The following is a 24,187-nucleotide window of genomic DNA, read 5'->3' on the forward strand; positions in this document are numbered from 1 at the left end:
AAAATTATTTATGATAGGCTGCATTACGGTCTTTAATTGCCTTTAAAATTAACTGATTATTCATCGGCTGCTTTTCATTCAAAACCGTTTCTTTAATAGCATCAATACAGGCAAGAGATATTTCAGCGTGACTTAAGCCATTTATGTCTGGTAACAAATCTTTAAATTTGATTTTTTTACTAAACTGAGCAAGCCTATTTTTTAACAATTCTTCTTTTTCTTCCAAGTTTGGAAGATTATATAAAATTACATCGTCAAATCTACGGAAAAGAGCCTGGTCTAATAGTTCTTTATTATTGGTAATGGCAATTATAAGACTATCGGAATTGTCCCTTTCGATAAATTGGAGGAAAGAATTTAGAACTCTTCTCATTTCTCCCACGTCATTATCTCGACTTCGTTCGCCTCCGATAGCGTCAAATTCATCAAATAGATATACTCCTTGACGTTGTTCGATTAAATCAAATATTTGGCGAAGTTTGGCACTGGTTTCTCCCATAAATTTTGTTACCATTTTATCCATCAAAATAGTATAAAGTGGAAGATTTAACTCATTAGCAAGAATGGATGCCGTCAAGGTTTTACCTGTCCCTGGAGGACCTGAAAGTAAAATTTTTCTACGGTTTTCTAAATCGTGTTTACGAAGTTTGTCTCGTTGTACGAATTCTGAAATAATGCGATTTATTTTAGATTTAATATCGTGTGGTGCAATCATATCGAAAAGATTGACCGCAGGCACATTTTCTTGTATCAAGCCTTGCAAATCAGGTGAAAATACTTTATTTCTTTGCTTTGTTTCCTTTGCTTTGTCTATAATAGTTTTTATTTCATCAGCGACAAAGGTATGCCCCAGTTTGGCTTCGTGGGCAGCTATTTGCAAAGCAACAGTTGTAAACCTTTCAGGTTCGTTGTTGTAATGCGATTTGATTAAAGATATTATGTATTCAGCTTTTGCCATTATAGCAAAATTACGTTTTTTTCTAATAGCATTCTATCCCAATTTTCAATTTGCTCAACATTTGGATTTGAAAGGCTAGAAATTTATAAATTATAAAGTTGATAATATTTGTGTGATTCTGAATCTTATTAAACGATAATATATTTTAAAGTTTTCAGGAAAAAGCTGTATCGCTTGAAAACTAAGCTTTTATAAGGATAATCAAAGAAGTCAGGTAACGATTTGGTAACGGTGCCTATTGCTTTGCTTTTCAATATGTTTCCGTTAACTCATAACAAATATATGCAAAAAAATATTTGTTCCGAAAAAATCAATAATTATGTTGAAATATAGGTAAATTACCTATTGATTATATGTCTTTCTAATCTGAAATTTGCATTCAAAAATTTTAATTATGTCAATAGATAGAAATACTTCAGAAATTATCACATTAAACCAGGCTGTAGAATATACACACGCTTTTCAAGAAAATAACCCTGATTCCATTAGATCTTTTTTTGCAGGTATTGATAAAATTAATCTTATCTTAGAGCAAGAAAAATGTATTGGTATTCGTATATATAACGGATACGACACTAAATTAGGAAAAAATAATTTGGTCTTGATAGGTGTTGATACAAGTGGAGAAGACATTATCAATGGTGTAATCTTAGAACACCTAACCCCTTGTCCTACTACTTGCCCTAAATCAAGTCCATTAGTAGAAATATAGTTTGCACCAAGTATTATTTTTTGCAGCTCTTTTTATAGGGATTATTCCATACTCTATTCTTATAAAAAGAAAAAAAACTTTTGATTTCAAAGAATCAATAATACCTTTTGTTTGTTTAACAGCTATTGCAACTTTGTATGAGTTTTTTGGTTCTGTGATACTAAAAATTAATACAAGCTATTGGTGGCAATTATATTCTCTTTTAGAATTTAGCACATTGTACTATTTTTTTTATAAGCTTTTTGGTTCGTCTTATAAAAAGACTTTTTTAGTATTTGTAATATTTCTTTCTTTCACCTACATTCTTTCATTTGTTTTCTGGGAAGAAAAATTTATTACAATAGCTATTAATAAACTCCCACTTACATTTTTTGTTTTTACATTCTCATTCAAATGGTACAGAGAGCTTTTCCAAAAAATGGATATTGAAAATCCTTGGCAAAATTCAACCTTTTATTTTATATCAGGTATTTCAATTTATTATTCAAGTACATTTTTCCTTTTTTTGTTAAGTAAGTATATGTTTATAGATAACGGATATCTATATGACTACTGGTTAATTAATGTCTTTGCAACTCTTATTTTGAGAGTATTTTTAATTGTTGGCGTATGGAAAATGAGACAGAATTAAAATTATTTTTTTGGATAGGAACGGCGATATTACTTTTGTCTGTTTTAAGCGTATTCTTAATGATAACTATTTATCGCAGCAAAATACATAAAATAAACAGAATAAAGTCCGATGATTTATTAAATATTTCCTTAAATTCTGAAAAAAGAGAACGTAAACGCATAGCTTCTGATTTACACGATAGTATTAGCGGAGATTTAAGTGCTGTGCAAAATTATATAGCTTTACTTTCCTCAAAAGAAGAGGACAGTTTCAACAAAACAATATTTCGGGAAGTAGAAACTGCAATAGGTAATATACTCGAAAACATCCAAGATATTAGTTATAATCTTATGCCCCCAACGTTAGAAAAATTAGGTCTTATTTCAACATTACGAAGCTATTTTGAAAGGATAAGAAAATGGAATGAAATTACAATTAATGAAGAATACTATGCAGAAAACATTACTATTACATCATCAGATGCCTATGAGCTATATCGGATAATTCAGGAGCTTATTACAAATATACTTAAGCATGGAAAATCAAATTGTATTGATTTTTCAATTCAAGGAAATGAAAAGTATATTATTTTTCAAATTTCAGACAATGGTACTTCCTTCGATTTCTATAAGTGTTTAAAAGAACCCTGTGGAATGGGATTAAAAAATATTACATCAAGAATTAAATATATTAGGGCAAAGCTTGTACAAATATCCTCTAATAAAGGAAACACAATACAAATCCATTTATATACAAATAATAATGTTACGAATAGCTATAACTGACGACCACACTTTATTTAGAAAAAGTCTTGGACTTTTGATAAACAGTTTTAAAAATATGGAAGTAGTAGTAGAAGCTTCTAATGGTATACAACTTCTAAAAAAATTAGAAACTAATCAAGTAGATGTATTATTACTTGATTTACAAATGCCTGAAATGGATGGTTTTGAAACCTGCCAAAAAATCAAAGAACTTTATCCCAATATTAAAACTTTAGTTCTTACACTTATGAATGAAACAGACACGATAAAACGTGTTGTCAAAATGGGCGTACAAGGATATTTCACAAAAAACACTCCTCCTAAAGAACTGGAGGACGCAATTTGGAAACTTGAAGAAAATGGATTCTATTTTGAGAAAAGTCTTGCTTCTGTAATAAATGAAATACTTGATAATTTAGAAACGAATATTGAAGATAAAGAAATTCAATTTACGGAACGGGAATTGGAAATTATAACATTAACTGCTCAAGGCTTAAAGTCCAAAGATGTAGCCGATACATTACATATTAGTACAAAAACAGTAAACACACATAAACAAAATATTCAGAATAAATATAATTTTGATAATATGATGACAGCTATTTTATATTGTGTAAAACAAAAAATAATTAAAATATAGGTAATTTGCCTATTGTTTAGGGAATTATTGAGCCATAATTTTGAATACATCATTTGTAGCTACAATGATAAATTTTTGTTTAATATAAAATTCTTAATTATGGCAAAGAAGTATCCGCTTACTCCTGAAGGAGTTAAAGCAAAACAAGATGAGCTTTATAAATTGGGTGATCGTGAGTTACAGGTTCAAGCTGTTGCAATTTCTAAAGATTCTACAGCATGGTTAACTGAAAATTTTGAATTGTCGAGCGAGCAATTAGATTACGTAAAACAATTGCCTGAGGGGTTTAATCTTCCTTTGGGATGGCAGATTGCTACCGTAGTCATTGGACGACAACCATTTGAGTTTGCACCAATTCCTGAAAATACAGAAAAGGCTGCCAATTCAAGGAAAAAAACAGAAGTAACTGTAGGTGGCTCGACAACTATTAATCCGGCAACAGGGCAAACTACCTATACTGTTAGTGGTGGTATAAAATGGAGTTGGTAACATTTTAGTAAAATAAGGTAAATGAAATTTATTTCACTTACCTTATTTTTTTGTAATTTTATAACCCAAACATCTATCAATGAGTAAAGTAGCGACTTGTAAATATCTACTGACTTCACTATTGTTTTTATTGTTTCATACTACTTTTTTGTATGGTCAAAATACTATTAGTGCAAATCAAGGTTATGTAGTTCAAGAAAAATACATGACCACGATTCCTTATACTGAAGTAAAAGGAAAAATTATAATAGAAGTTATTATTAATAATAAGAGTAGAAAATTTATTTTAGATACTGGCGCATCAACAGTTATTTCTGAAAATTTGTATAAAGAACTAAATTCGAAACGATTAGGAAAGGTCGAGGTCAATGACGCATCAGATTTAAAAGATAGTTTAAATGTAGTCTCCATTTCGGAAATAAAGTTAAATGAAGTTGTTTTCAAAGATATTCCTGCTTTAGTTTCAAATGATGTAAGATTATTTTTTGATTGCTTTGGTGTGGAAGGTTTTATAGGAAGTAATCTTCTTCGTAACTCTATAATACAGTTTGACTCCAAAAGCAAAACAATCATTTTATCTGATAATCCCAAATCATTAAATTTAAAAAGAAAAGATTCAAATGAAATGGAATTAACGCATATTCAGAGTAATCCATTTGTTTGGATAAAACTTAGAAAAGGTAAATCTGTTGCTAACGAGAAAATTTTATTTGATACGGGTGATGATGGTTTGTATCTAATGTCTATCAATGCTTATAAACATATAATTTCTGAAAAGTTAGATATAATTGAAACCTTAGCTGAAAGTAAAGGCACTTTTTCCGCTGGATTACACGGTATAGCAGAAAAATCAAATAATTTTGCTATCAATATTCCAATATTAGATGTGAATAACCTAAAATTAAACAATGTTACAACAAGGACAACTTATGCGGAAACATCAAGATTCGGTTCAGAAATTTTGAAATACGGAAAAGTAACATTAGACTATAAAAATAAAAAATTTTATATAGAACCTTTTGTCAATTCTACTGAAATAAATTTAGATAAAGGAATATGGGCAATTGACCCTGTTATTGAAAATGAAAAAGCGGTAGTAGGAATTATTTGGGATAAAACTTTGGAAGGTAAAATAAATGTAGGAGATGAAATTTTAAAATTTGATGATATTGACTATCAAAATTTAGACTTTTGTGAGATGGTCAAATCCAGTAATAAAATACAGAAGAAATCGGCCTTACTTGTCTTAAAAGATTTAAAAACAGGAGAGATTAAAAAAATTGAAATTACAAAACTTTAGAAAATCACTGCTTTCTATTAAGTTTTATAGTAGTAATTTTTTCTTTTAAGTTATAAATGAAGTAAGTTGGCTTTGCTATTTTATTTGGTATGTAAATATTACTGGTGAAAAATATTCCATGCCTCAGTCAAAGATATGGGTAAAATAGATTCGTGATAGAGGGTGGTATGTTTAGCTAATATGAATGTGGAAAAGATTTCAGCCTTAAATGGAATAACAATATTAACCTAACAAATATTTATATTTTTCCAGCTGGTTTTGAATCATATATGTTTAATTATAAATCTGTTCTTATGAAAAAAATTCTTTTATTTTCAGGTTTCTTGCTTTTGTTAGTTCAACAAAGCTTTGCACAACAACTCACTTCGAAAACTTATGACAATTTAGGTAAGCTGCATAATCAGGCACTGGATAACTTTAATGCTAATTTCAAAGATAGGCAGCCTACAAGTGTTGACGATGCCGTTAATTATGTTAATTCATTTATCAATGACTTTTATCAGGGTTCGTCCCTCAATTCTACTGAAAAAGGATTAGCGGTCGCAAATAACAATAAATTCAAATATTTTATTTCGGAGAATGACTTTTACAATTACATTAGTACAAGCAGTAGCTCTATAACCGGAATGTCTGCCAATGCTAAAACTTCCATCGACGCGCTCAACAAAGAATTCAGTATTGACCCTTTAAAAGGAGCTTATGGGCAGTTACTCAACAGTTGTGTTTCTAAAGGTATTATGGATACTTACGAACAGCAAAAATTGGTGGAAATTGAAACTTTTATATATGGCAATAAAAACGGAACGATTACAATTGATCAGTTTGAAAACAAATTAACGACTATTGCACGGGAATTTGATGGTAAAAATTATCAGATTACTGGAAATACGGGGCATACGTTGGCAGCGTCTTTGGCAATTGGAATAAATTCAGTAGACTGGTGGAAAAGAAACAACTCTTTATATACCACTACAACCAAAACTAAAGGGAAAGGACCAAACGGGTATGAAATAGACGAGGCTTCGCTTGTCCTCCCTTGGGTAGCGGCTGATGTGGGTGGTGCCATTATAGGAGCAACCGTAGGAGCCATAAGCTCTTATGCGGGTAGTGGACGTGTGTCAGGAACTTCAGTCGGTATAGGTGCCGTGGCAGGTGCTGTCGTAGCATCCACCGGTGCTGCTGGCAAATTGGGCAGGGCAATATTCAGTTTATTCAGTTAACTATGTTTCCCTGGAAGTCGCTCTTTATATTACTGGCTGTATTAATACTGATATGGTCGGGGATTTATTTTAACTGGTATGATTGGGCAGTAGCCCTTTCGATTACGATAAGCACCATAATCTGTGGTATAATAGGCGATAGGTATATAAACCGCCGCAATGAAAACAAATAATTTTTTTACCAATTACGTTGTATGCCTCTTTGTATTCTTCATTTGTTATAACAAGTGAAGAATACAAAGAGGCTTTTACATTTGATTAAGGTTATAATTTCCTTCGCCTTGTTTTTCTTTTCATCTGCTTGGCAAACTGTTCTTCCTCGTAATCCTCGCCCTGTGCTTCGGTCAAGAGGTTGAACAACCCAATATCAGAATTTGGCGAATGCTCCTGTGAGATAAACTCAAAAAGGTCTTTGGTTGGCAAATCGTCTACTGTATTCGTTTTGGAAACAGGGCTGCCCTGTATATTCAGTTCGGGTTTGTTTCCGTTGTGCCACCAATCATTGAAGACATTTGCCGAGAGGTTCCTGTCCAAAGCTGAACCGTTCCAAACGCTACGGCTTTCGTGGTCAATGAATGTTATTCCGTAAATCCGTCCTTCATTATTACGTCTTACAACCGTATTTATTCCCTGTTCAGTCAATTGCTTTTTAAAATCCGTTTCATTGTTTGTGGTATGTATAGCAAGCTCAACCGTATTTTTCAGGACAGACCTTGCTGAATGGGTTTTCAATTTCTCTTTGGACTGCTCAAAGTGTTTTTGCAGTTGTGCCACGCCTGCATCTTTTCCGAATAGCGATGCTTTGAACGGATTGCTTGCCTTTTCTCCCTTGTCGTCCAATGCCATATAGACCAATCCGTTTACCGTCTGACCGTTCCGCTCACCTTTGACTTCTTCTGCTGTGATATTGAACAATGAAAGCAAAGCATTATAGCTTCCCATAGTTGAAAAGCTATAATATTTTGGCAAATGGCGGACTACCGAAGCGATTTGGCTCTTTATATCTCCACGCTGATAGTCCACAGGTTTGAAAACTTTATTGCCTTGTTTCTGCTCCTGCTCGGTGGCTTTGTGCAGGTTGTATTTATGTTCCAAATCCCGGCATATTGCCATAGAACGTGGGTGGTCATAATCATCGGGAATTTTCTTGCCGTCAATGCCTACGCAGGTCGAAACAATATGGATATGCGTCCGGTCAATGTCCGTATGTTTGAAAACAATATAGGGCTGATTGCCGTAGCCCATACGTTCCATATACACGCTAGCCATTTCGGTAAACTGCTCATCGTTTACGTTGTCTTTCGGGTCTGGGTTCAATGAAATATGGCGTACCGTCTTTTCCGTTTTGATGTTTGCCGACAAATACGGCTCAAAGCATTTATTAAAATAGGCTACGGAATACCTGCCGTCCACCGTATCGGGTATCTTGTTCAGCAATAAAACCGCTCCGTTTTCCCTGTCCACTTTATGCTGATTGTACAAAATCGCTCCGTACATATTGCTTCCCTTTCCGATTTTTGCAATCATAACTTTACTCTTTTTTCAGATACTTTGCTTCAAATTCCTGTGTCAGACGGATGACTTCCTTAGTGACTTTTACCAATTCAATGGTGTCTTTTTCCAGTTTAAAGAGGTATGCTGATGCTTTTTTCTCCGAAAAATTGCGGTACAATAGCTTTACAACCTGATTGTAATTTGTTCCGATTGCCCTGAACTGACTAAAAAATCGGGTCAGCTTTTCGTGATATTCTATGGCATCCATATCAATTTTTACTGTCTTTACCGTCTTCTGAAAGATGCAGGCTGTAATAAAATGAGCCACTACTTTCATTCCCGATTGGTCAAAGAGGGCAAGGAACTTGGCATTGTCCTCTGCATTCAGGTTAATGGAATACCGATTGACCGCAGGGTCGTTCTTCGGTTTCCTCCCTGTTTTCCTAACCTGTTTACTGTTCTTTTCTTCCATAATAAATCCATTTTAAATCTTAAACAAACGAGCGACTTTGGAGCCGTTTCCAGCCCCTGCAAGGGCAAGTGCTTTTGAGGTACGGAAATTTATTTCGAGTACCTCAAAAGATAACTTGCTCTGAACAGGGGTTCAGAAAAATCCGTTTTGCCAACGGATTAGGGTTAGCCGAAAAAATCAACCGTTTCTATTACAAAGTTCGGTAAGAGTGTTTGAATAACAGCTATTTATAAACACGACAATAAACGCCAAATAGTGCCACTGAATGCCCCCTTATGGCAGATTTGGACTGCTTTTATTTCCTTTGTATATGGTTAGCTGGCTGATTGGTTATACCCTTAATGAAGTAACTAAACAGCATAAATTTAGATAGCAAATCAGCGTGAGTGATTGCTGGAAATCCACTGGCTTTTTAGCTAATGAAAAATATGTAGGTACATAGATAGTTGCATCTGTACAATGATATGTATAACTAATTGTTCATCTAACCAAACAACTAATTTGAAACAATATTAAAAACGATAGATATGATACACGAAGAAAACAAAAAACAGCAACCCAAAACAGAGGATTTTTCTATTGAAAATTTTCTTGGCAGTGAAAAGAAAAAAACTGAACAGGAAGTAACGCATCAGGTAGATTTTGCCAAACCCGAAATTGACGAAGAAGCGATGATGCGTGTAATGGCAGGAGAAGAACCTACGGAAACGGAACAGACAAGACCGTCAGCGAACACCGTCAAAAGAACGACCTCAAAGCCAAAGAAGCTGACCAAAGAGGACTACTGCGGACAGTTTTTTAAAATTCCGAACACTACGGCAAGCAAAGGCAAATCAGTCTATGTTCGGCAGGAACACCACGAAACATTCAACAGGCTTACAAACATTATGGGTATCGACAAACTCACAATTTATGCGTATCTGGATAACATTATCGAATACCATTTTCAGGAGTTCGGAGAATTGATTAAGGAAATCTATAATGAAAAGCTCAAGCCATTGTTTTAAATACTAAAGTGGCAGGGCATTAAATCTAATTGTAATATCTTTTCTTTAACCAAAGACTTGCCCTTACCAATAGTATCAAAACAGGCACTTCGACCAATGGTCCGATAACGCCCACAAATGCCTGTGGCGAATGAATACCGAAAATCGCTATGGCTACGGCTATTGCCAATTCAAAATTGTTTCCTGTGGCTGTAAATGCGATAGATGCGTTTTTGTCGTAAGGAACTTTAAGGGATTTATTGATAAAGAAGCTCACAAAAAACATCAGTACAAAATAGATTACTAACGGTATGGCTACTTTTACTACATCCATTGGCAACTCCAATATTTTATCACCTTTCAGACTGAACATTAATACGATTGTAAACAGTAAAGCATACAATGTAATGGGCGATATTCGGGGTACAAATTTCCTGTTATACCATTCTATACCTTTTGATTTTACAAGGAAGTAACGGCTTAGAAAACCTGCCAAGAATGGAATGCCTAAGTATATCAATACGCTTTCGGTTACGTCTTTCATTGATACGCTTACATTGAAGTTGGCTAATTCTAATTTTGCAGGTAGTACGTTGATGAATAACCAAACTAAGAAGCTATAAGAAAGTATCTGGAAGATACTGTTTAATGCAACTAACATAGCTGTATATTCTCTGTTTGCTTTAGCTAAATCACTCCAAACGATTACCATTGCGATGCACCTTGCCAAACCTATCAGTATCAAGCCTGTCATATAATCGGGTTCGTTCCTTAAAAACAGAACGGCTAACCCGAACATCAGTACTGTGCCGATAACCCAATTGAGCAATAAGGATATACCGATTACTTTTTTATCCTTAAATGCCATAGGTAATAATGAATAATCAACCTTTGCCAATGGCGGATACATCATCAGTATCAGACCTACTGCCAAAGGAATATTGGTCGTGCCTACGGACAAACTATCTGTTACCTTGGAAATATTGGGAAAGAAATAGCCCAAGCCCACACCTAATGCCATTGCAAGGAATATCCATAGGGTTAGGTAACGGTCAAGAAATTTTAGTTTTGGTTGCATCGGTTATTTTTTAATCATTGAAAAAACATAGAACATTTCAGTTGCTATCTGCAAACTTCTCTCTGTATAGACTTTTGTCTGCTCTGTTGTACCGTCTGAAATTTTCGGGTCTTCAAATGTGATAGGTATTCTTTTTTCCGCACCTGCAATGAAAGGGCATCTTCCGTCTGCCTGCGAACAGGTCATAATGGCTGTAAATGCCGATACAGGATTGAAAGGGCTATCGTACTTTTTTGAAAAACCGATTATAGGTAAAGTATTTTCACTATACTTTATAGCATATACAGGATTATTATTGTCTGCAATTTTAAAGATGTTTAAACCCTGATTAGTCAATGTTTCTGCAACTTTTGGAAATAGTGCCGTTTCTTCCGTACCGCCCGAATAACAATGCACATTCGGAATATGGTAATATACACTTGCCACCTGTGCCCAAACCTGCGACAAATGGCTTCTACGTGAATTGTGGGTACAGATGAAATTTAGATTTATTTCCTGTCCGCTATTTACCTTTTGCTGTATGTAATCTACCAACGGCTGTAATACGGTTTTACGTTCCTCGCTTATGGTCTGAACATCAGTTATTCCCTTTATGGTTGCAGCTAAATTTTTATACATTACGATTGGTTTATAGGGTTTAACAACAGCCCGAATCAGGTGTACAGCAAGCACTGTTCGGCTCTGATAATTTTACTTTTTGTTTTTCGGCAGGAATACCGCAGGCATCACTTGCCAAACAAGCGGTTTGTTTGTTATTCAGTACAAAATGGTTTCCGTTAAAATCCAAATCGTATTTACCGATTGTTTCGCTCTGGTATTCTACTTCTATTTCGGCATCATCAATTCCCAATTTTTCTTCGGATAATTTAATGATGTTTAATAATTTGGTCGGTTTTAATCTGTGTTCAAAATCGTTGGCGTTCCATAATTGGAAATTGACAACTTTTTCATTTCGGATAGTTCCGCCACAATCAATAAAGTGTTTGGTAATAATACCTACTTCCGTAATGTGGAAATGTTCGGGAACAAAAGTTCCGTTTTCTAATTGAAATTCAACATTGTCTAATGTTGGCAAGATTTCTTTGAATTCTGATAGTTTCATTGTTTTTGAATTTTAAAAAGATTTATTAAATTATATATTGCAATATAACGATGTTAAATACTAAAAAAACGGCTAACAGCACTTGTTTACCTTTACTTCCTGATTGAAAAAAGTATTAAAATCCGTTTGGATTTTTTTCCAAACATTTTCATCAATACAATAGCAAACAGATTTGCCCTCGATTGTCCCCTGAATGATACCGATGTTTTTCAATTCCTTTAAGTGCTGTGAAATAGTTGCCTGTGCCAAGCCCAATTCCTCGACCAAATCATTACAGATACAGGCTTTCTGGTTGATGATATATTGAAGTATGGCAACCCTTGCAGGGTGTGCCAGAACCTTAAACAGAGAAGCTAATCTATTTTGTTCGTCTGTGAATATTTCCGATTTGGTAAGTCCCATATTTTGTTTTTATACATCGCAATATTACGATAATAAATTCAAACACAAAAGGTTTTTTCGTAAAATTCTTTTCAAAGAAAAAAACAGAAAAAAAAGAAAGCTGTTCAATCAAGACGGACAAGCGGAAAACCAAAAGGAAACGGAATAAGTCCCGAAGGGTGGCAGGGCAAACACAACAACTCGGCGAAGCCACCTTTTTGCCCTGCCATTATGCCGTAAGCTTTTGGTTGGGCGGTGTGGTGGCTGTCCGCCTTACCTTTGCTGCCTTTTTGTTCTTTTTTGGGTGCACATTTCAAATATTCCTTTTATCAAAATGCCTTTGACTGCCAAAGACTGCCACTAAATGCCAAAGGCAAATGGAGTAAACTTCTATGGTTTACATTGGGGAAAATTTTGAACCTATGGCACAAAAAGTAATTACCGACAAAGAGCGGAAAGAGAAAGAACAATCCGAGCAAAGAAAGAACACACCTTTTATGCAGGTCGATAAGAACAGCGACCCAATTTCCAATTTCATTGCCAACTTTAAACGTCAATTCAAAGACACAAAGGGTTTAGGTCTTGGCAGGCTGTTCGGGGGCAAACCTGCTGAACCACCAAAGCAACCGGCCGAACCCGAAAGCGTAATAGGTGCGACAAAAACTGTTATGCATTCGGATTATAAAAATGCTGAAAACAATCAGACCATACAGACCAATAAAAAGCCTGCTTTAAAAATGGACAATTCAAACAAAATACAACAGGCTCGCCCAAAAAACAAAAAACCAAAGTTGGGATTATAACCGAGTATTTAGCATCTGAACGCCAAATGCAACCTTTGACTACAACATTGGAAAACCTTGTATAAGCACCTTATATTTTTGAAGTTTAAATGATGTAGATATGGAAATAACAGTTTTAGACATTCAGATTTTAAAGGCATTGCACAGGGAAGTAAAGGAAGTATCCTTATTGGTTAAGGAAATTACATTGCCCTACAAAGCATTGCAACAGGCAACAAAATGGCTCGACCAGCAGGAAGCCTGCCAACTGCTTAATATCAGTAAGCGAACATTACAGACATACAGGGCAAAGGGCATTCTTGGTGCAGTGCAAATCAATCGGAAGACTTATTTCAGATTATCCGATGTGGAGATACTTATGCAGGGAGAGCGACCATTAAAAAAGCAAAAGAAATGAAACAGATTGGAAATTCAAACGAGGATATGCTTGCCCTGCTCGAAGCTATGGTAGGCATCAAAAATGAACTGCTGTATATCAGGCAATATTTCCACCCATTGTTAAAAGGGGAAATCTACCTGTCAGGCGAACAGGTTTGTGAGAAGCTACACATTAGCAAACGGACGTTGCAACAGTACAGGGATGACGGACTGATACCTTTTATCAAACTTGAACGGAAAATTCTTTTCCGTGAAAGCGATATTATCAAGGTATTGGAAGACAACTATCAGCGTTAGCCGAATAAATGAATGCTTTGAAACCGTAACCGTATCGGTCAATTAAAGAAACAGCCCACTGCTTAAAGCGGTGGGCTGTGTTGCTATTTGGTTTCATTATACTTTAACCCTAAAAACCTATTTTCTTTTGTAAATGATGCTCTTTTTACGTCATTGACATTGAATGATAATTTATTATTTTGGGAAGCTAATTCTATAAGGTCACTATTTAATGTAACGATATACTGAAATTCATTAGGACTCTTTTCATTGTAGCCAGAGAGAAAATTTAAGCTTTTTTCAATAGAATCATCATCTTCAAAAATATTATCGTGAATTAAGAATCCTGGGTGATATTGTTTTGTGTATTCATTAAGCATCAATGAAATATCATAGATAAATACTTTCATTCTTTCAGTAGAATGACTACCATCATCATCGGTTCTCATAACAAATTCGACAACATTTTTATTTTTTGTTGTTTTAATCTCGAAATGAGCTTCCCTATTACCCATTATTTTTTCGTGAATTTCTAAAATCGTTTCTCTAAAGCTTTTAATTATTTTAGCTTTTTGATATAATTCTTCATCAAAATCAGAAATTAGAACAGTTTTTTCTGCCTCTAATATTTTTTTATCTCTTTCTGCGGTATCATATCTTTCAATCAACGAACGAAGATTACTCAATTCACTGTTCTTATCATTGAAGATTTTTATTGAAGTCTTTAAATCTCTTAAAACTTCTCCATTATCTATAAGACTAATTTTTTGAGAATAATCATTATCTAATTTTCTAACTACTTCATTTAGTTGATTAAGTTCTTTTTTCAAAGCAATTAATCGGTCATTTACAATAGAGCTTCTAAAACCATCAATTTTGTTTTTAAACTCTTTTAGGTCATCTAAAGATTTCTCCACTAAATCGCCAAGTCCTTGTTTGAATTGATTAAATATTATAGAAATTTCATTTTCATTAATATTCTCTGGCTTTGGTAAAGAATCAATTTGCTTAATCTCGTATTTAATGGCTTGTTGACGTGTTCTAAGTTCAGATAATCTACTTTCCAATTTTACCAAATCTTCCTGAAGTAATTCAAAGGATTCATTATTCTTTAATCCCTCAATAGATTTATTGATTTTTAAAACTTCACTTTCTAACTCATTTAAATGGGCTTTGGCATCCTGAATTTTTAACTCATCATTTTGAGTCACTATTTTTTTTATTTCAGTAAAGTAGTCTTTCTTTTTTTTCAGATTATCGTTCAACGATTTAATTTCTGAATATTTTTCAAGTCCCAAATTCAAATAAAAAAGATGTGGTCCAAAATCTGGTGGTATCCTTTTTTTTGTATCGTGGCACTGAATTAAATCTTTAAATTCCGACCTTTCATCTCTAATAATTGGTTGTAACAAGTTTCTAAAACTTAACCGTTTTAAGCTTGTGGGAAAACGTTCAAAATATAAATTCCCTAAATAGTCCGAAGCATCATCCAATCTATCAAAGTTCTTTTCTTCTCCATTAACGAAAATGGTTATTTGCTCCTGATTTTTTATTGAACGAGAAATAGTCATTTTTTTGTCATCAAAGTCAAGGTCTAATTTGATTTGACTTTCTGTTATTTCAGTATATTTTTTAGGAATCAGATTTAACCTACTGTCGGATATTCTTTTAAGTAAACAAAAGTTTATAAACTCTATACAAATAGACTTGCCCACACCAATTTTCTTATTGGTGCTTTCCGCCTCTTCTCCCATAATAATATTTATCCCATATTCAAAAGTGATTGGGGCAAATATTTGAGGCTCGCTATATAGTTTATTAATTTTAATCATTTTTGTTTTCTAACATAAATAAAAGGCTCTTTAAAATCAATGATTCCTGATGAATATAAAAACGCAAGTCCAAAAAATAAATGACGGTAACGTGTAATATTATATTTTTTTAGGTCTTTAGATAACTCGAAAATAGAAATCTTATCAACTTTTTGACGTTGAATATTTTTCAAAATCAAAGAAGCTACATATACAGATGATGTTTTTATATTTTCGTCTTTAGATACTAACATTGTTAATTATTTGGAAACACATTACAGTTAATCAATTCATCCAATAAATAATATTTTATGGCTATTTTATCGAACTTAATGCCGTTTTCTGAAAGTTTACCATAAAACAATTCAACTAACCTCTCTAATGCCATTTGAGGATTATTAGCCTCAGCCGTTAAAATCTTATCGCTTTCATCTTTTAAATAACTTGATATTTTAATTGCCTTTACACTGTCAATTCCTTGTTTAGCTTCAAATAATGGTTGTTGATAGACAGTACATAGTTCAGCATATAAATTTATCAAAAAAGCACTATGTTCAGAGAACCTATTGTAGATTTTAAATTGTGGGTCTACATTTTCAGGTTTCTCTGATATACTTCGATTGTCATCCTTACTTAAATATTCAATCAAAGCCATTATTGTTTCTACCTCGTTGGATTCTGTCTTCTTCCTTTCTTGTAAGACTTGTTCGTTAAGAAAATCTGCAATACTTTTAATCTTATTCAAATCTGTAATATTATTTATTACTGCTAAGATTTTCTTTATATCAAGGACATCTTCCTTATGGTTGAAGTTATTACCAAATTTTGTTTTATAATCTTTAGCGTCCTTAGCGATTAGCAAAAGTTTTAATTTATAGTCTTTACGATTGGTATCTTTGTAAAACCCATCAATAGCCTCCTTAATTTTCTTATTATCATTTTGGGAAGTTACCTGAATAGCCAACTTATTTTTAGTATCAATTAGGTCAATATGAGCAAAATTATTCTCAATGAAATTAGTGTTCTCAAACTCATATCCTAACAAATTGAAAAAATCTCGGTAAAAATTTTCCGCATAGACATTAATATCTGTTAAATTAAGGGAATTGAGTAGCTCTACCTCTGCTTTAAGGTATGCTAATCTTCTTCCAATTAAAGTTAAATATGATTGCCTATTGTCCATACATATATACCAAGTAACTGTTACAATACAACATTTTGATTTGGACAAAGATATTAAATTGAGTGTTATGATTTCATTCTAATCATCTGAAACACGAAAAATATTACATGGCGGTTAGAAAATAAAGCTGTGAAAAAATACGTGTTTTTATTAATGTGAATTGGTTGTTTAAGTATAAGTAAACAGTCCTGTTATTTATAAATAACAGAACTGACAGTTCTTTAAAATTTCTACAATTGTGACACAAAAGAGCGTTCCAAACCTTTAAATTTGTGCGATACCTTTTGCATATCCTTTCCAACTTTCTCATTAAGAATTTTTGCATAAATCTGTGTGGTGGCTATGTTTTTATGCCCTAACATTTTGCTCAAACTTTCAAGCGGAACGCCCTCGCTTAAAAACAGGGTGGCAAAAGTATGGCGTGCCAAATGAAAGGTTACTTTCTTTTCTTTAAGGCAGTCGATTTGTTGGGATATTACTTTTAACCTATCATTACAGGAACTATTAGACGGAACAGGAAAAACTTTGCCGTCCTTTGACAATCCTGTATACTTTTCGATAATCATTTTCGGAATATCCAACAGCATTACATTGGACGATGTTGCCGTTTTTCTCCTGCGAACGATAATCCATTGATTGCCATCAAAGAACTCTTGTATATTACTGTTTTTAAGCCCTTTTATATCCGAATACGAAAGTCCTGTAAAGCAACTGAAAACAAACAGGTCTTTAACCAATTCGTCTTTCTTTTTCTCGCAGTTGAACGCTACAAGCTGTTCCAACTCGTTCCGCAACAGATAACCTCTGTCTTTATCCTTTTTGGTGTTCTTGTACTCGCTGAACGGATTAAAAGCAAGGTGCTTTCTGCTAATTGCCAATCGGCAAAGCGTAGTAAAACCAATCATATACAGCCAAATGGTGTTGTGGGTTAAACTTTGGTCGTCACGCAGGTAGTAATCAAAGTCCTGCACAAAATCAGGGGTAAGGTCGTTAAAAGATACATCGGAGTAACCGTATTTTGTAAGGGCAAAATTTTGCAGGTGCTTTAAAAGTGTTTTGTACTTACTGCGTGTACCATTTACCCGAAGTCCGTTATTGACCTTTTTTTCATAATCAGAGAGGAACTGCTCGTAGAATTTGAAAAAGGTCAGTTCTCCGATTTCCATTCCGAGAAAGGCATTTTTAAGTTTAGCAATGTTTACCGCTCCCTCGTTCTTTAGGATTTTGGAATAGCATTCCTCAATACCCAAACGAATTTTGTCAAGTTTGCTGTTTGTGTCTTGTGCTTCTCGGCTTTTTCCTAAAACCCTGCCGTACTTCAAATCCCAATTCGATGCGGAAATATCCAACTTTGTGCTGAATGCAGACTGTTTACCATTTACAGTAATCCTGCACATAACCGTAACTTTTCCATTTTTCTTCGGGGCGTTCTTTTTAAGGTAGAAAAGCACCTTAAATGTTGATTTTTTTGTCGTTTCCATACTCACAATTCTTAATGATAAAATTAAACTTATGTGAGCCACGGAACAATATGAAAGATTGCGCAAAAAGCTGAAATACAGTATTTTGAATCGATTGTTTCCGATGTTTAAAAGTAACGTTTTAGTAACCTTACTTTTGCCAATCGTTGCTTTTTCCTGCTTTTTACCACATTACCAAAAAATCATAAAACGGCTGTAAAGCCTTTATCTACAACCGTTTTACCTGTTTTTAATCTTTGATGTATTTTTACTGAAAATTTATTTTAAAGTTTCCTTGCATCAAAATATCAGTAAATGTCTTTTAGGATATTTTGTGCTTATATAATTATATCTTCAATGATTTTGTCGAGCTTTGTATCTGGTAACGTATTAAGATAAGACATCGTTGAATTAATATCTTTATGCCCTAATGCTTCCTTTATTATGTCAATAGAAACATTTTCAAATTTTAATGCAGTAGCGAAAGAATGTCTCGCACAATAATAAGTGATATTCTTATTGATTTTAAGATTTTTAATAATTTCTTTGAGTGGCTTATTTATGAATTCTTTTAAATACTTATGGCATTTATTTTTTAAATATATTTCATCTGTATTATTGTTCTTTATAATTCTGAACAAAAAGTTTGAGCTAGATTCTGAATCATACTTTTCAAGAATGCTTTTATTCAAATCAGTTAATTTAAAACTGACCGAAGCCCCAGTCTTTGTTCTTATATAATGAATAGTGCTACCCAAAAGAGATTTTTTTTCGAGTTTTATTAAGTCAATAAAATTAATTCCACGTGAATAATAGCTGAATAAAAACATATCTCTAGCAAATTCCTCTTTGGGTTCTTTCGTTTCATAATTTTTTAAAAGGCGTATTTCATCTTGAGTTAAATATTCTTTCTTACTATTTGTTTTAATTTTGGATAACTTAAAGTCTTTGAATGGATATTGAGTTTCTTTTATAATTTTTCCTTTGATTGCTTGATTGAAAATGTTTCTTACTGTTCTTAGACGTATCCCAATTGTACTGGATTTGTTTCCCTTTTCTGTACAATAAGCTTCATAATTTTTTAGAGATAAATAAGTTATTTCATTAAATCCGATGTCTTTTTTTTTGAAGAATAGCTGAAGAGATTTCAAAGTTTCATTTTCTATTTGAGCTGTTCCGATTTTTGATGATTTTTTTAGATTTTCAATATTTTGTAGCTGAAATTCTGTGTAAGAAACAGTTTTATTTTTCCCCTTATAAGTTTTAATTCTATTTATAAGGTCGGGAAGGGTATAGGAAATATTATCATCTTCAAATTGCTCGATTATTTCTTCTATTATCTTGTGGTACTTTTCGATAAAAGCATTAATTTTTTTGTGTTCTGGATGATTCTTTTTCACTCTTTCTGTCTCATAACTCCATTGGTCTTCTCTGCAAGACTTTTGAAGAGATAATGAGGTATTTTTGCGGTCTTTGATAAAAGAAATAATGATACTTTTCTCACCATTGACCTTCGTAGTACTTTTTAATGTAAATTGAAAACTAATCATAATATATTGACGAACATTTGACGAACATTGTTGGTTCAAATATAAGAAAATATATAATAATATAAAATTTATAATATAATTAAGTTACTGTAAATGTGCATAATAAACATAAAATATAATATTATAAAATAAAACATATTTATAAAAATATATCTCATAATCAGGTGGTCCTTGGTTCGAGCCCAAGTGGGACCACTAATTAAGAGCCCAAACAAAACGTCAAGTTTGTTGGGCTTTTTTTATGCCTTAGAATCAAGGTTTTATATTCTTATTTTTTCTAGAACATTCTCATTATCTTTTAAATCTAAACTAAAAAAGGTCCCCAAAAGGAACCCTATTCTGGGAAATTGGAACCCCATTATAACCCTCATTAACACTAGAAAATGACAATTAAAATATTATTTGTATTAGATAAATCAAAATCTAATAGTAAAGGTCTAGCTCCCTTAAAGTGTAGGATTACTTACATGGGAGAAAGAAAACCTTTTGCTACAGGCATATTTATTAATCCTCAAAACTGGGATAATAAGCAGCAGAAAGCTAAACCACCAAATTCTGAGAATGAAACTATCAATACACAATTGAGTCTGATTAAGAATAAAATTAATCAGGCTTTTTTGTTTTTACAGGTTAATGAAGAAGAGTTTGATGTGGAAGATGTTTTCTTACAGTATAAAGGAAATCCTCCTAAAAAGAACAAAACTATATTACAGCTCTTTCAAGAACATAATGATAGAATTGAAAAACTAATAGGTAAGGAGTATTCTATAGCAACTTTATGGAAGTTTAAACAGGCAAAAGAGCTATTAAAAGACTTTATTAAGTATTCTTTTAATAAGGGAGATTATCATTTCAAAGATTTGGACTTAAAGTTTATTCAAGATTATGAATTCTTCCTGAAGGCAGAGAAATCCTTAGCCCTTGCAACTACTAATAAGATGATACAAAGGTTCAGGAAGATAGTTAAGCTTGCCATATCCCAAGATATTATACAAAAAGAACCATTTACAAGCTACAAAGTAAAGCATATCAAAAAAGAAATTACTTATTTGACTAGGGAAGAGCTAGCTAAAATAGAAGAGTATCAATTTAAAGCAGAGAGATTACAAATAGTAGCAGATTTGTTTGTTTTCTGCTGTTATACAGGTTTAGCATATAATGAAATGGTAAACCTTGAGAAATCACATATTATAATTGGCTTTGATGGTAATGAATGGATTAATATGATCAGAGGAAAAACTCAGCATTTATTATCAATACCACTACTTTCTAGAGGTAAGAAGATAATTGAGAAATATGATTATGTTGATGAAAAGAAAGCTTTACCAAAGTTTAGTAATCAAAAATTTAATGCTTATTTAAAAGAGATAGCTGATATAGTTGGACTAAATAAAAGACTTACTCACCATCTAGCAAGAAGAACCTTTGCTACAACAGTATTACTCTTTAATGATGTTCCTATGGAGATTGTATCAGAACTGCTAGGTCATTCTAAAATCACTATTACTCAAGAGCACTATGCTAAAGTTGTTAAGAGTAAGGTTGGTGAGCAGATGAATAGGTTAAATTCTAAACTAAAATAACTATGGATTAACTGCTTTGTGTATTTTTACAAGGCAGTTAAACTTTATATTAAGCATGAATTTACCTAATACCCACTTTGAAGACTTTCCTATTGAGTTCAAACAAATTAATCCTGAAGATTTCTCTAATTTCCATACTACTGAGAAAGTTATTATTTCTCCTGATAGTGATGGATACATTAAAACTCCTTTAACTAATCACATTAAGCTGTATGACAAGAATACTGTGGTTATTAACGCAGGTGTAGGACAAGGTAAGACTACAGCAATAATTGATATTGTAAAGCAATATTACAGTAATACTGATTATGTTATTTTCCTAGCTTCTCCTTTTGTGAGTCTAGTGGAACAGTATTATAAGGATATATTGGAAAAAGAAATTCCAGAAAGAGATGTATTCAGATATGAGGTTTTAGGGAATGAGGAACCAACAGATTTCTGGCATAAAAGGATTCATATAGTTACAGCAAATTGTCTGTTAGGAAATCCTGGAGAAGATGCTTTTGTAAGCTCTAGTGTCAAAAGGTATTATACTAATAGACTAGTTAAATACTGTGAAAAACATGGGAAGAAAGTTATTTTTATCTATGATGAAATACATGATGCTATTCATAATTTTAAGGAAAAATATATTTTCAATCTTTGGAAATGGAGAAATGTAATCCTGAAAAACTATATCATTAGTGCTACATATAATGAAGCTTCAAAAGTTGTTATTGAGTATCTAGCTGAGCTTACTGATGATAAAATACAAATCATAGAATCTGAAAGGAGAAGGTTTTCTGAAAAGCAAAGTGAGCTATTTCTGCATTATAATAACGAACAGTTTTATACTTATGATGATAAAGCTATTACTGACCTAGTTAAGGAGCTTATTTACCTTGATAAGGATATTGACATATTATCTTATTCAAAGACACTAGCAGATAATATTATTAAAAATAAAGGTTCAGGTATTGGAAAGGAGCTATATTCGAAATATGCTGAAATCAATAATTGTACCTCTGAATTAGTTCTAAACCAAAGGAATGATAGAGTTACCCCCCAAAACAGATACAATCCAAGCATGTGTAATGTTGGTACTAATTTTAAAACTGGTGTAAGCATTAAAAAGGGCAATCATGCTTATGTTATTATCTTACCTCCAAAAGGAGCTAAAAAGCCTTTTAAAAACAACTATGGAATATTCTCTGGAGGCATAAATTCAATTATTCAGGCACTAGCAAGACAAAGAGTGAAAGGAGAAATACATCTTATTCTCCCTAAACCAAAAGATTTTGATTTTGAATCTTTACAGTTTGAGGAAGTAGAAAAGGTAGAAGTATTCAAAGAATTTTATACTTCAGTAATGGATACTCAGCAATTAGAACATAAAACAAAATATCTTTCTTTATCATCACAAGATGAGATACTTAATGCATTCTATGAAAAAGAAATAAAAGAAAATGTAAGACATGAGATTGATTTTGTTAAGTCACTAGATAGATTAAATAGTGTTAGGCTAGACTTCCCTGAGTATAGGTTATTCAAGTTAAATGAAGGAGAAGCTTTACTAGCTAAAAAATATGATTTCTATGGGAATGATCTATCTTCATATATTACTTATTGTGCTATTACCAATCAGTTTATTAATTGTAAACTAGCTTCAGGTAATAGAGTACCAGCATTAATCTTTAAATATGGAGAAATACAAAAGGGATTAAAAGAATATTGTAATAGCTATTACTTCCAAGATGATAGAAGAATGCATATATATTACTTTTATAATGATACCCAGTTTTATAATATATTCAGGGATGATTTATTCAATAGCTTTCAACTTATATTTCAAAATTCTAGTGGACAATTGTTACCATTAAAAAAGAATGGAACAGCTAATCATAATAAGTGTTTTGAATTACAGCTACTTAGCTTTGTACAGCATTTTGGTTATACCAATAATCCAGTAAACAGACATGAGTATTTTAAAGATGGAAAACTTCATGATGGTGTATATGATAGAAGTCAGTATTTCCTTGAAGGGATAGCACATGCAGAAATAATTAATACTGAGGATATTCAAGATAACCCAAATGCCACTAGAAGACTTAAAGCATTTAAATTTTTGAATTTTTTAAGACAACAAGTGATTAATTCTCAAATAACCATAACTACAGCCCATCAGGGTACATTTCAATTTGTCTTAAATAAACCAAATGAAAACTTCATTCCACAAGACAGATTAGAAGAATTTAGAGAAATACTAAAGCATTTCCTAGAAGAGGATGAGATACTTTCAAGGTATGAATTTAAACATAGATTTATAAATAAAGAAGAAAGCAAACAAATTGAATCCCTTTATAGTATAATATTGAATGATTTTTTCAAAACAACAGATTATAAAGAAGCTAGTGGTGCTAGGAGAAATGGGAAGAAAATTATTGAAATTAAACCTATTCCTAGACACACAGAAGTTGTAAATTATCTCTCTCTACCTGATTATGACTATGAAGCCTTACCTGAAACATTTTTTGAAGTAAATGCACTTTCTGAGGAAGAAGTAAAAAACATAACAGAAGAAATAAGAAGAAAATAATCCGTCCAAAATCCCTGAGTCTATATATAGGTTTTAAGAAAAATGGACGGATTGAAAAACATAATCCCTGTACTCTAGTGGTACAGGGATATATTATTTCTAGTAAACTCTACACTCTCTTTGAAGATATACTATACTCTTAATGTGCTAGCCTTAAAATGGTTAGTTTCAGCAAGTGCCACAAGGGGTTCTTTTTAAATCTCCCCAACCTTAAAAATCTATGATTTAACAACGCACGAATTCAGAGGAGGACAACTCTGTTGTAGTTTTGTTCCAAAACTTTTGGTATACAAAATTACAAAATTCTCAGGACAATATCAATAGTTTTAGTCCTACCCATGCATATTTGAAGCTAATAG

General features: G+C 32.7%; 25 protein-coding genes. 13 read left to right on the forward strand and 12 right to left on the reverse strand.

The features are described 5' to 3' along the window. Nucleotides 1-4: 4 nt before the first annotated feature. The gene (locus tag BMW64_RS11990; RefSeq protein ID WP_090000205.1) at nt 5-958 is read right to left on the reverse strand and encodes an AAA family ATPase; all 954 of its coding nucleotides are present in this window, start codon (nt 956-958) and stop codon (nt 5-7) included. Nucleotides 959-1,352: 394 nt separating this feature from the next. Here BMW64_RS11990 and BMW64_RS11995 point away from each other — a divergent pair, with 394 nt between their 5' ends. The 7 genes from BMW64_RS11995 to BMW64_RS12025 all read left to right on the forward strand — a co-directional run bounded on the left by BMW64_RS11995 (nt 1,353) and on the right by BMW64_RS12025 (nt 6,696). After that, the gene (locus tag BMW64_RS11995; protein ID WP_090000206.1) at nt 1,353-1,670 is read left to right on the forward strand and encodes a hypothetical protein; all 318 of its coding nucleotides are present in this window, start codon (nt 1,353-1,355) and stop codon (nt 1,668-1,670) included. 1 nt (nt 1,671) lies between these two features. Continuing rightward, a complete protein-coding gene (locus BMW64_RS12000) occupies nt 1,672-2,301 on the forward strand; it encodes a hypothetical protein (protein WP_090000207.1) in 630 nt (209 codons plus the stop codon). After that, nucleotides 2,280-3,068: a sensor histidine kinase gene (locus BMW64_RS12005; RefSeq protein WP_090000208.1), complete on the forward strand. Its 789-nt coding sequence runs from the start codon at nt 2,280-2,282 to the stop codon at nt 3,066-3,068. Before BMW64_RS12000 ends, BMW64_RS12005 begins: the two co-directional genes overlap by 22 nt. Continuing rightward, entirely contained in the window at nt 3,046-3,687 is a 642-nt protein-coding gene (locus BMW64_RS12010; RefSeq protein WP_090000209.1) for a response regulator transcription factor, read from the forward strand. The genes BMW64_RS12005 and BMW64_RS12010 overlap by 23 nt, the downstream gene beginning before the upstream one ends. A 99-nt stretch (nt 3,688-3,786) precedes the next feature. Further along, nucleotides 3,787-4,176, forward strand: a complete 390-nt coding sequence (locus tag BMW64_RS12015; protein ID WP_090000210.1) for a hypothetical protein — start codon at nt 3,787-3,789, stop codon at nt 4,174-4,176. 79 nt (nt 4,177-4,255) lie between these two features. After that, nucleotides 4,256-5,476, forward strand: coding sequence for a retropepsin-like aspartic protease (locus BMW64_RS12020; RefSeq protein ID WP_090000211.1), 1,221 nt, complete (start codon nt 4,256-4,258; stop codon nt 5,474-5,476). Nucleotides 5,477-5,769: 293 nt separating this feature from the next. After that, nucleotides 5,770-6,696: a hypothetical protein gene (locus BMW64_RS12025; protein WP_143052692.1), complete on the forward strand. Its 927-nt coding sequence runs from the start codon at nt 5,770-5,772 to the stop codon at nt 6,694-6,696. Nucleotides 6,697-6,960: 264 nt separating this feature from the next. On the opposite strand, the gene mobB is transcribed toward BMW64_RS12025, so the two are convergent. Next, nucleotides 6,961-8,223, reverse strand: coding sequence for a conjugal transfer protein MobB (gene mobB / locus BMW64_RS12030; RefSeq protein WP_090000213.1), 1,263 nt, complete (start codon nt 8,221-8,223; stop codon nt 6,961-6,963). Nucleotides 8,224-8,227: 4 nt separating this feature from the next. Further along, nucleotides 8,228-8,662 carry a conjugal transfer protein MobA gene (gene mobA, locus BMW64_RS12035; protein ID WP_090000214.1) on the reverse strand — a complete coding sequence of 145 codons (435 nt, stop codon included), beginning with the start codon at nt 8,660-8,662 and terminating at the stop codon, nt 8,228-8,230. Nucleotides 8,663-9,189: 527 nt separating this feature from the next. Here mobA and BMW64_RS12040 point away from each other — a divergent pair. Continuing rightward, on the forward strand, nt 9,190-9,669 hold the full coding sequence (locus BMW64_RS12040) for a DUF3408 domain-containing protein (RefSeq protein ID WP_090000215.1): 480 nt from the start codon (nt 9,190-9,192) through the stop codon (nt 9,667-9,669). 25 nt (nt 9,670-9,694) lie between these two features. On the opposite strand, the gene arsB is transcribed toward BMW64_RS12040, so the two are convergent. The 4 genes from arsB to BMW64_RS12060 form a co-directional block, all read right to left on the reverse strand. Continuing rightward, nucleotides 9,695-10,726, reverse strand: coding sequence for an ACR3 family arsenite efflux transporter (gene arsB / locus BMW64_RS12045; RefSeq protein ID WP_090000216.1), 1,032 nt, complete (start codon nt 10,724-10,726; stop codon nt 9,695-9,697). 3 nt (nt 10,727-10,729) lie between these two features. Further along, the gene (locus BMW64_RS12050) at nt 10,730-11,344 is read right to left on the reverse strand and encodes a low molecular weight phosphatase family protein (RefSeq protein WP_090000217.1); all 615 of its coding nucleotides are present in this window, start codon (nt 11,342-11,344) and stop codon (nt 10,730-10,732) included. Nucleotides 11,345-11,363: 19 nt separating this feature from the next. Beyond that, a complete protein-coding gene (locus BMW64_RS12055) occupies nt 11,364-11,828 on the reverse strand; it encodes a DUF6428 family protein (protein WP_090000218.1) in 465 nt (154 codons plus the stop codon). Between the two features lie 72 nt (nt 11,829-11,900). Beyond that, nucleotides 11,901-12,230, reverse strand: a complete 330-nt coding sequence (locus tag BMW64_RS12060) for an ArsR/SmtB family transcription factor (RefSeq protein ID WP_024568181.1) — start codon at nt 12,228-12,230, stop codon at nt 11,901-11,903. 401 nt (nt 12,231-12,631) lie between these two features. Between BMW64_RS12060 and BMW64_RS12065 the strand changes: the two genes are divergently transcribed. The 3 genes from BMW64_RS12065 to BMW64_RS12075 all read left to right on the forward strand — a co-directional run bounded on the left by BMW64_RS12065 (nt 12,632) and on the right by BMW64_RS12075 (nt 13,687). Next, nucleotides 12,632-13,012 (forward strand): hypothetical protein, encoded by a 381-nt coding sequence (locus tag BMW64_RS12065; RefSeq protein ID WP_177175282.1) that lies wholly within the window; start codon nt 12,632-12,634, stop codon nt 13,010-13,012. Nucleotides 13,013-13,112: 100 nt separating this feature from the next. Continuing rightward, entirely contained in the window at nt 13,113-13,409 is a 297-nt protein-coding gene (locus BMW64_RS12070) for a helix-turn-helix domain-containing protein (RefSeq protein WP_090000220.1), read from the forward strand. Next, nucleotides 13,406-13,687, forward strand: a complete 282-nt coding sequence (locus tag BMW64_RS12075; protein ID WP_024568178.1) for a helix-turn-helix domain-containing protein — start codon at nt 13,406-13,408, stop codon at nt 13,685-13,687. Before BMW64_RS12070 ends, BMW64_RS12075 begins: the two co-directional genes overlap by 4 nt. Before the next feature lie 83 nt (nt 13,688-13,770). Here BMW64_RS12075 and BMW64_RS12080 read toward each other — a convergent pair whose 3' ends face one another. From BMW64_RS12080 to BMW64_RS12100, 5 genes are all read right to left on the reverse strand, one after another. Next, entirely contained in the window at nt 13,771-15,498 is a 1,728-nt protein-coding gene (locus tag BMW64_RS12080) for a DUF2326 domain-containing protein (protein ID WP_090000221.1), read from the reverse strand. After that, nucleotides 15,495-15,731, reverse strand: coding sequence for a hypothetical protein (locus BMW64_RS12085; RefSeq protein WP_024568176.1), 237 nt, complete (start codon nt 15,729-15,731; stop codon nt 15,495-15,497). Before BMW64_RS12085 ends, BMW64_RS12080 begins: the two co-directional genes overlap by 4 nt. A gap of 2 nt (nt 15,732-15,733) precedes the next feature. Continuing rightward, nucleotides 15,734-16,660 (reverse strand): SMEK domain-containing protein, encoded by a 927-nt coding sequence (locus tag BMW64_RS12090; RefSeq protein WP_024568175.1) that lies wholly within the window; start codon nt 16,658-16,660, stop codon nt 15,734-15,736. A gap of 230 nt (nt 16,661-16,890) precedes the next feature. Continuing rightward, the gene (locus BMW64_RS12095; protein ID WP_090000222.1) at nt 16,891-18,141 is read right to left on the reverse strand and encodes a site-specific integrase; all 1,251 of its coding nucleotides are present in this window, start codon (nt 18,139-18,141) and stop codon (nt 16,891-16,893) included. Between the two features lie 317 nt (nt 18,142-18,458). Then, a complete protein-coding gene (locus BMW64_RS12100; RefSeq protein WP_090000223.1) occupies nt 18,459-19,670 on the reverse strand; it encodes a site-specific integrase in 1,212 nt (403 codons plus the stop codon). A gap of 383 nt (nt 19,671-20,053) precedes the next feature. Here BMW64_RS12100 and BMW64_RS12105 point away from each other — a divergent pair, with 383 nt between their 5' ends. Continuing rightward, nucleotides 20,054-21,253 (forward strand): site-specific integrase, encoded by a 1,200-nt coding sequence (locus BMW64_RS12105; RefSeq protein WP_090000224.1) that lies wholly within the window; start codon nt 20,054-20,056, stop codon nt 21,251-21,253. Between the two features lie 55 nt (nt 21,254-21,308). Further along, on the forward strand, nt 21,309-23,828 hold the full coding sequence (locus BMW64_RS12110; protein WP_090000225.1) for a DEAD/DEAH box helicase family protein: 2,520 nt from the start codon (nt 21,309-21,311) through the stop codon (nt 23,826-23,828). The last annotated feature ends 359 nt before the right edge of the window (nt 23,829-24,187 follow it).

This window comes from Chryseobacterium taichungense (assembly GCF_900109935.1).
Lineage (GTDB): Bacteria > Bacteroidota > Bacteroidia > Flavobacteriales > Weeksellaceae > Chryseobacterium > Chryseobacterium taichungense.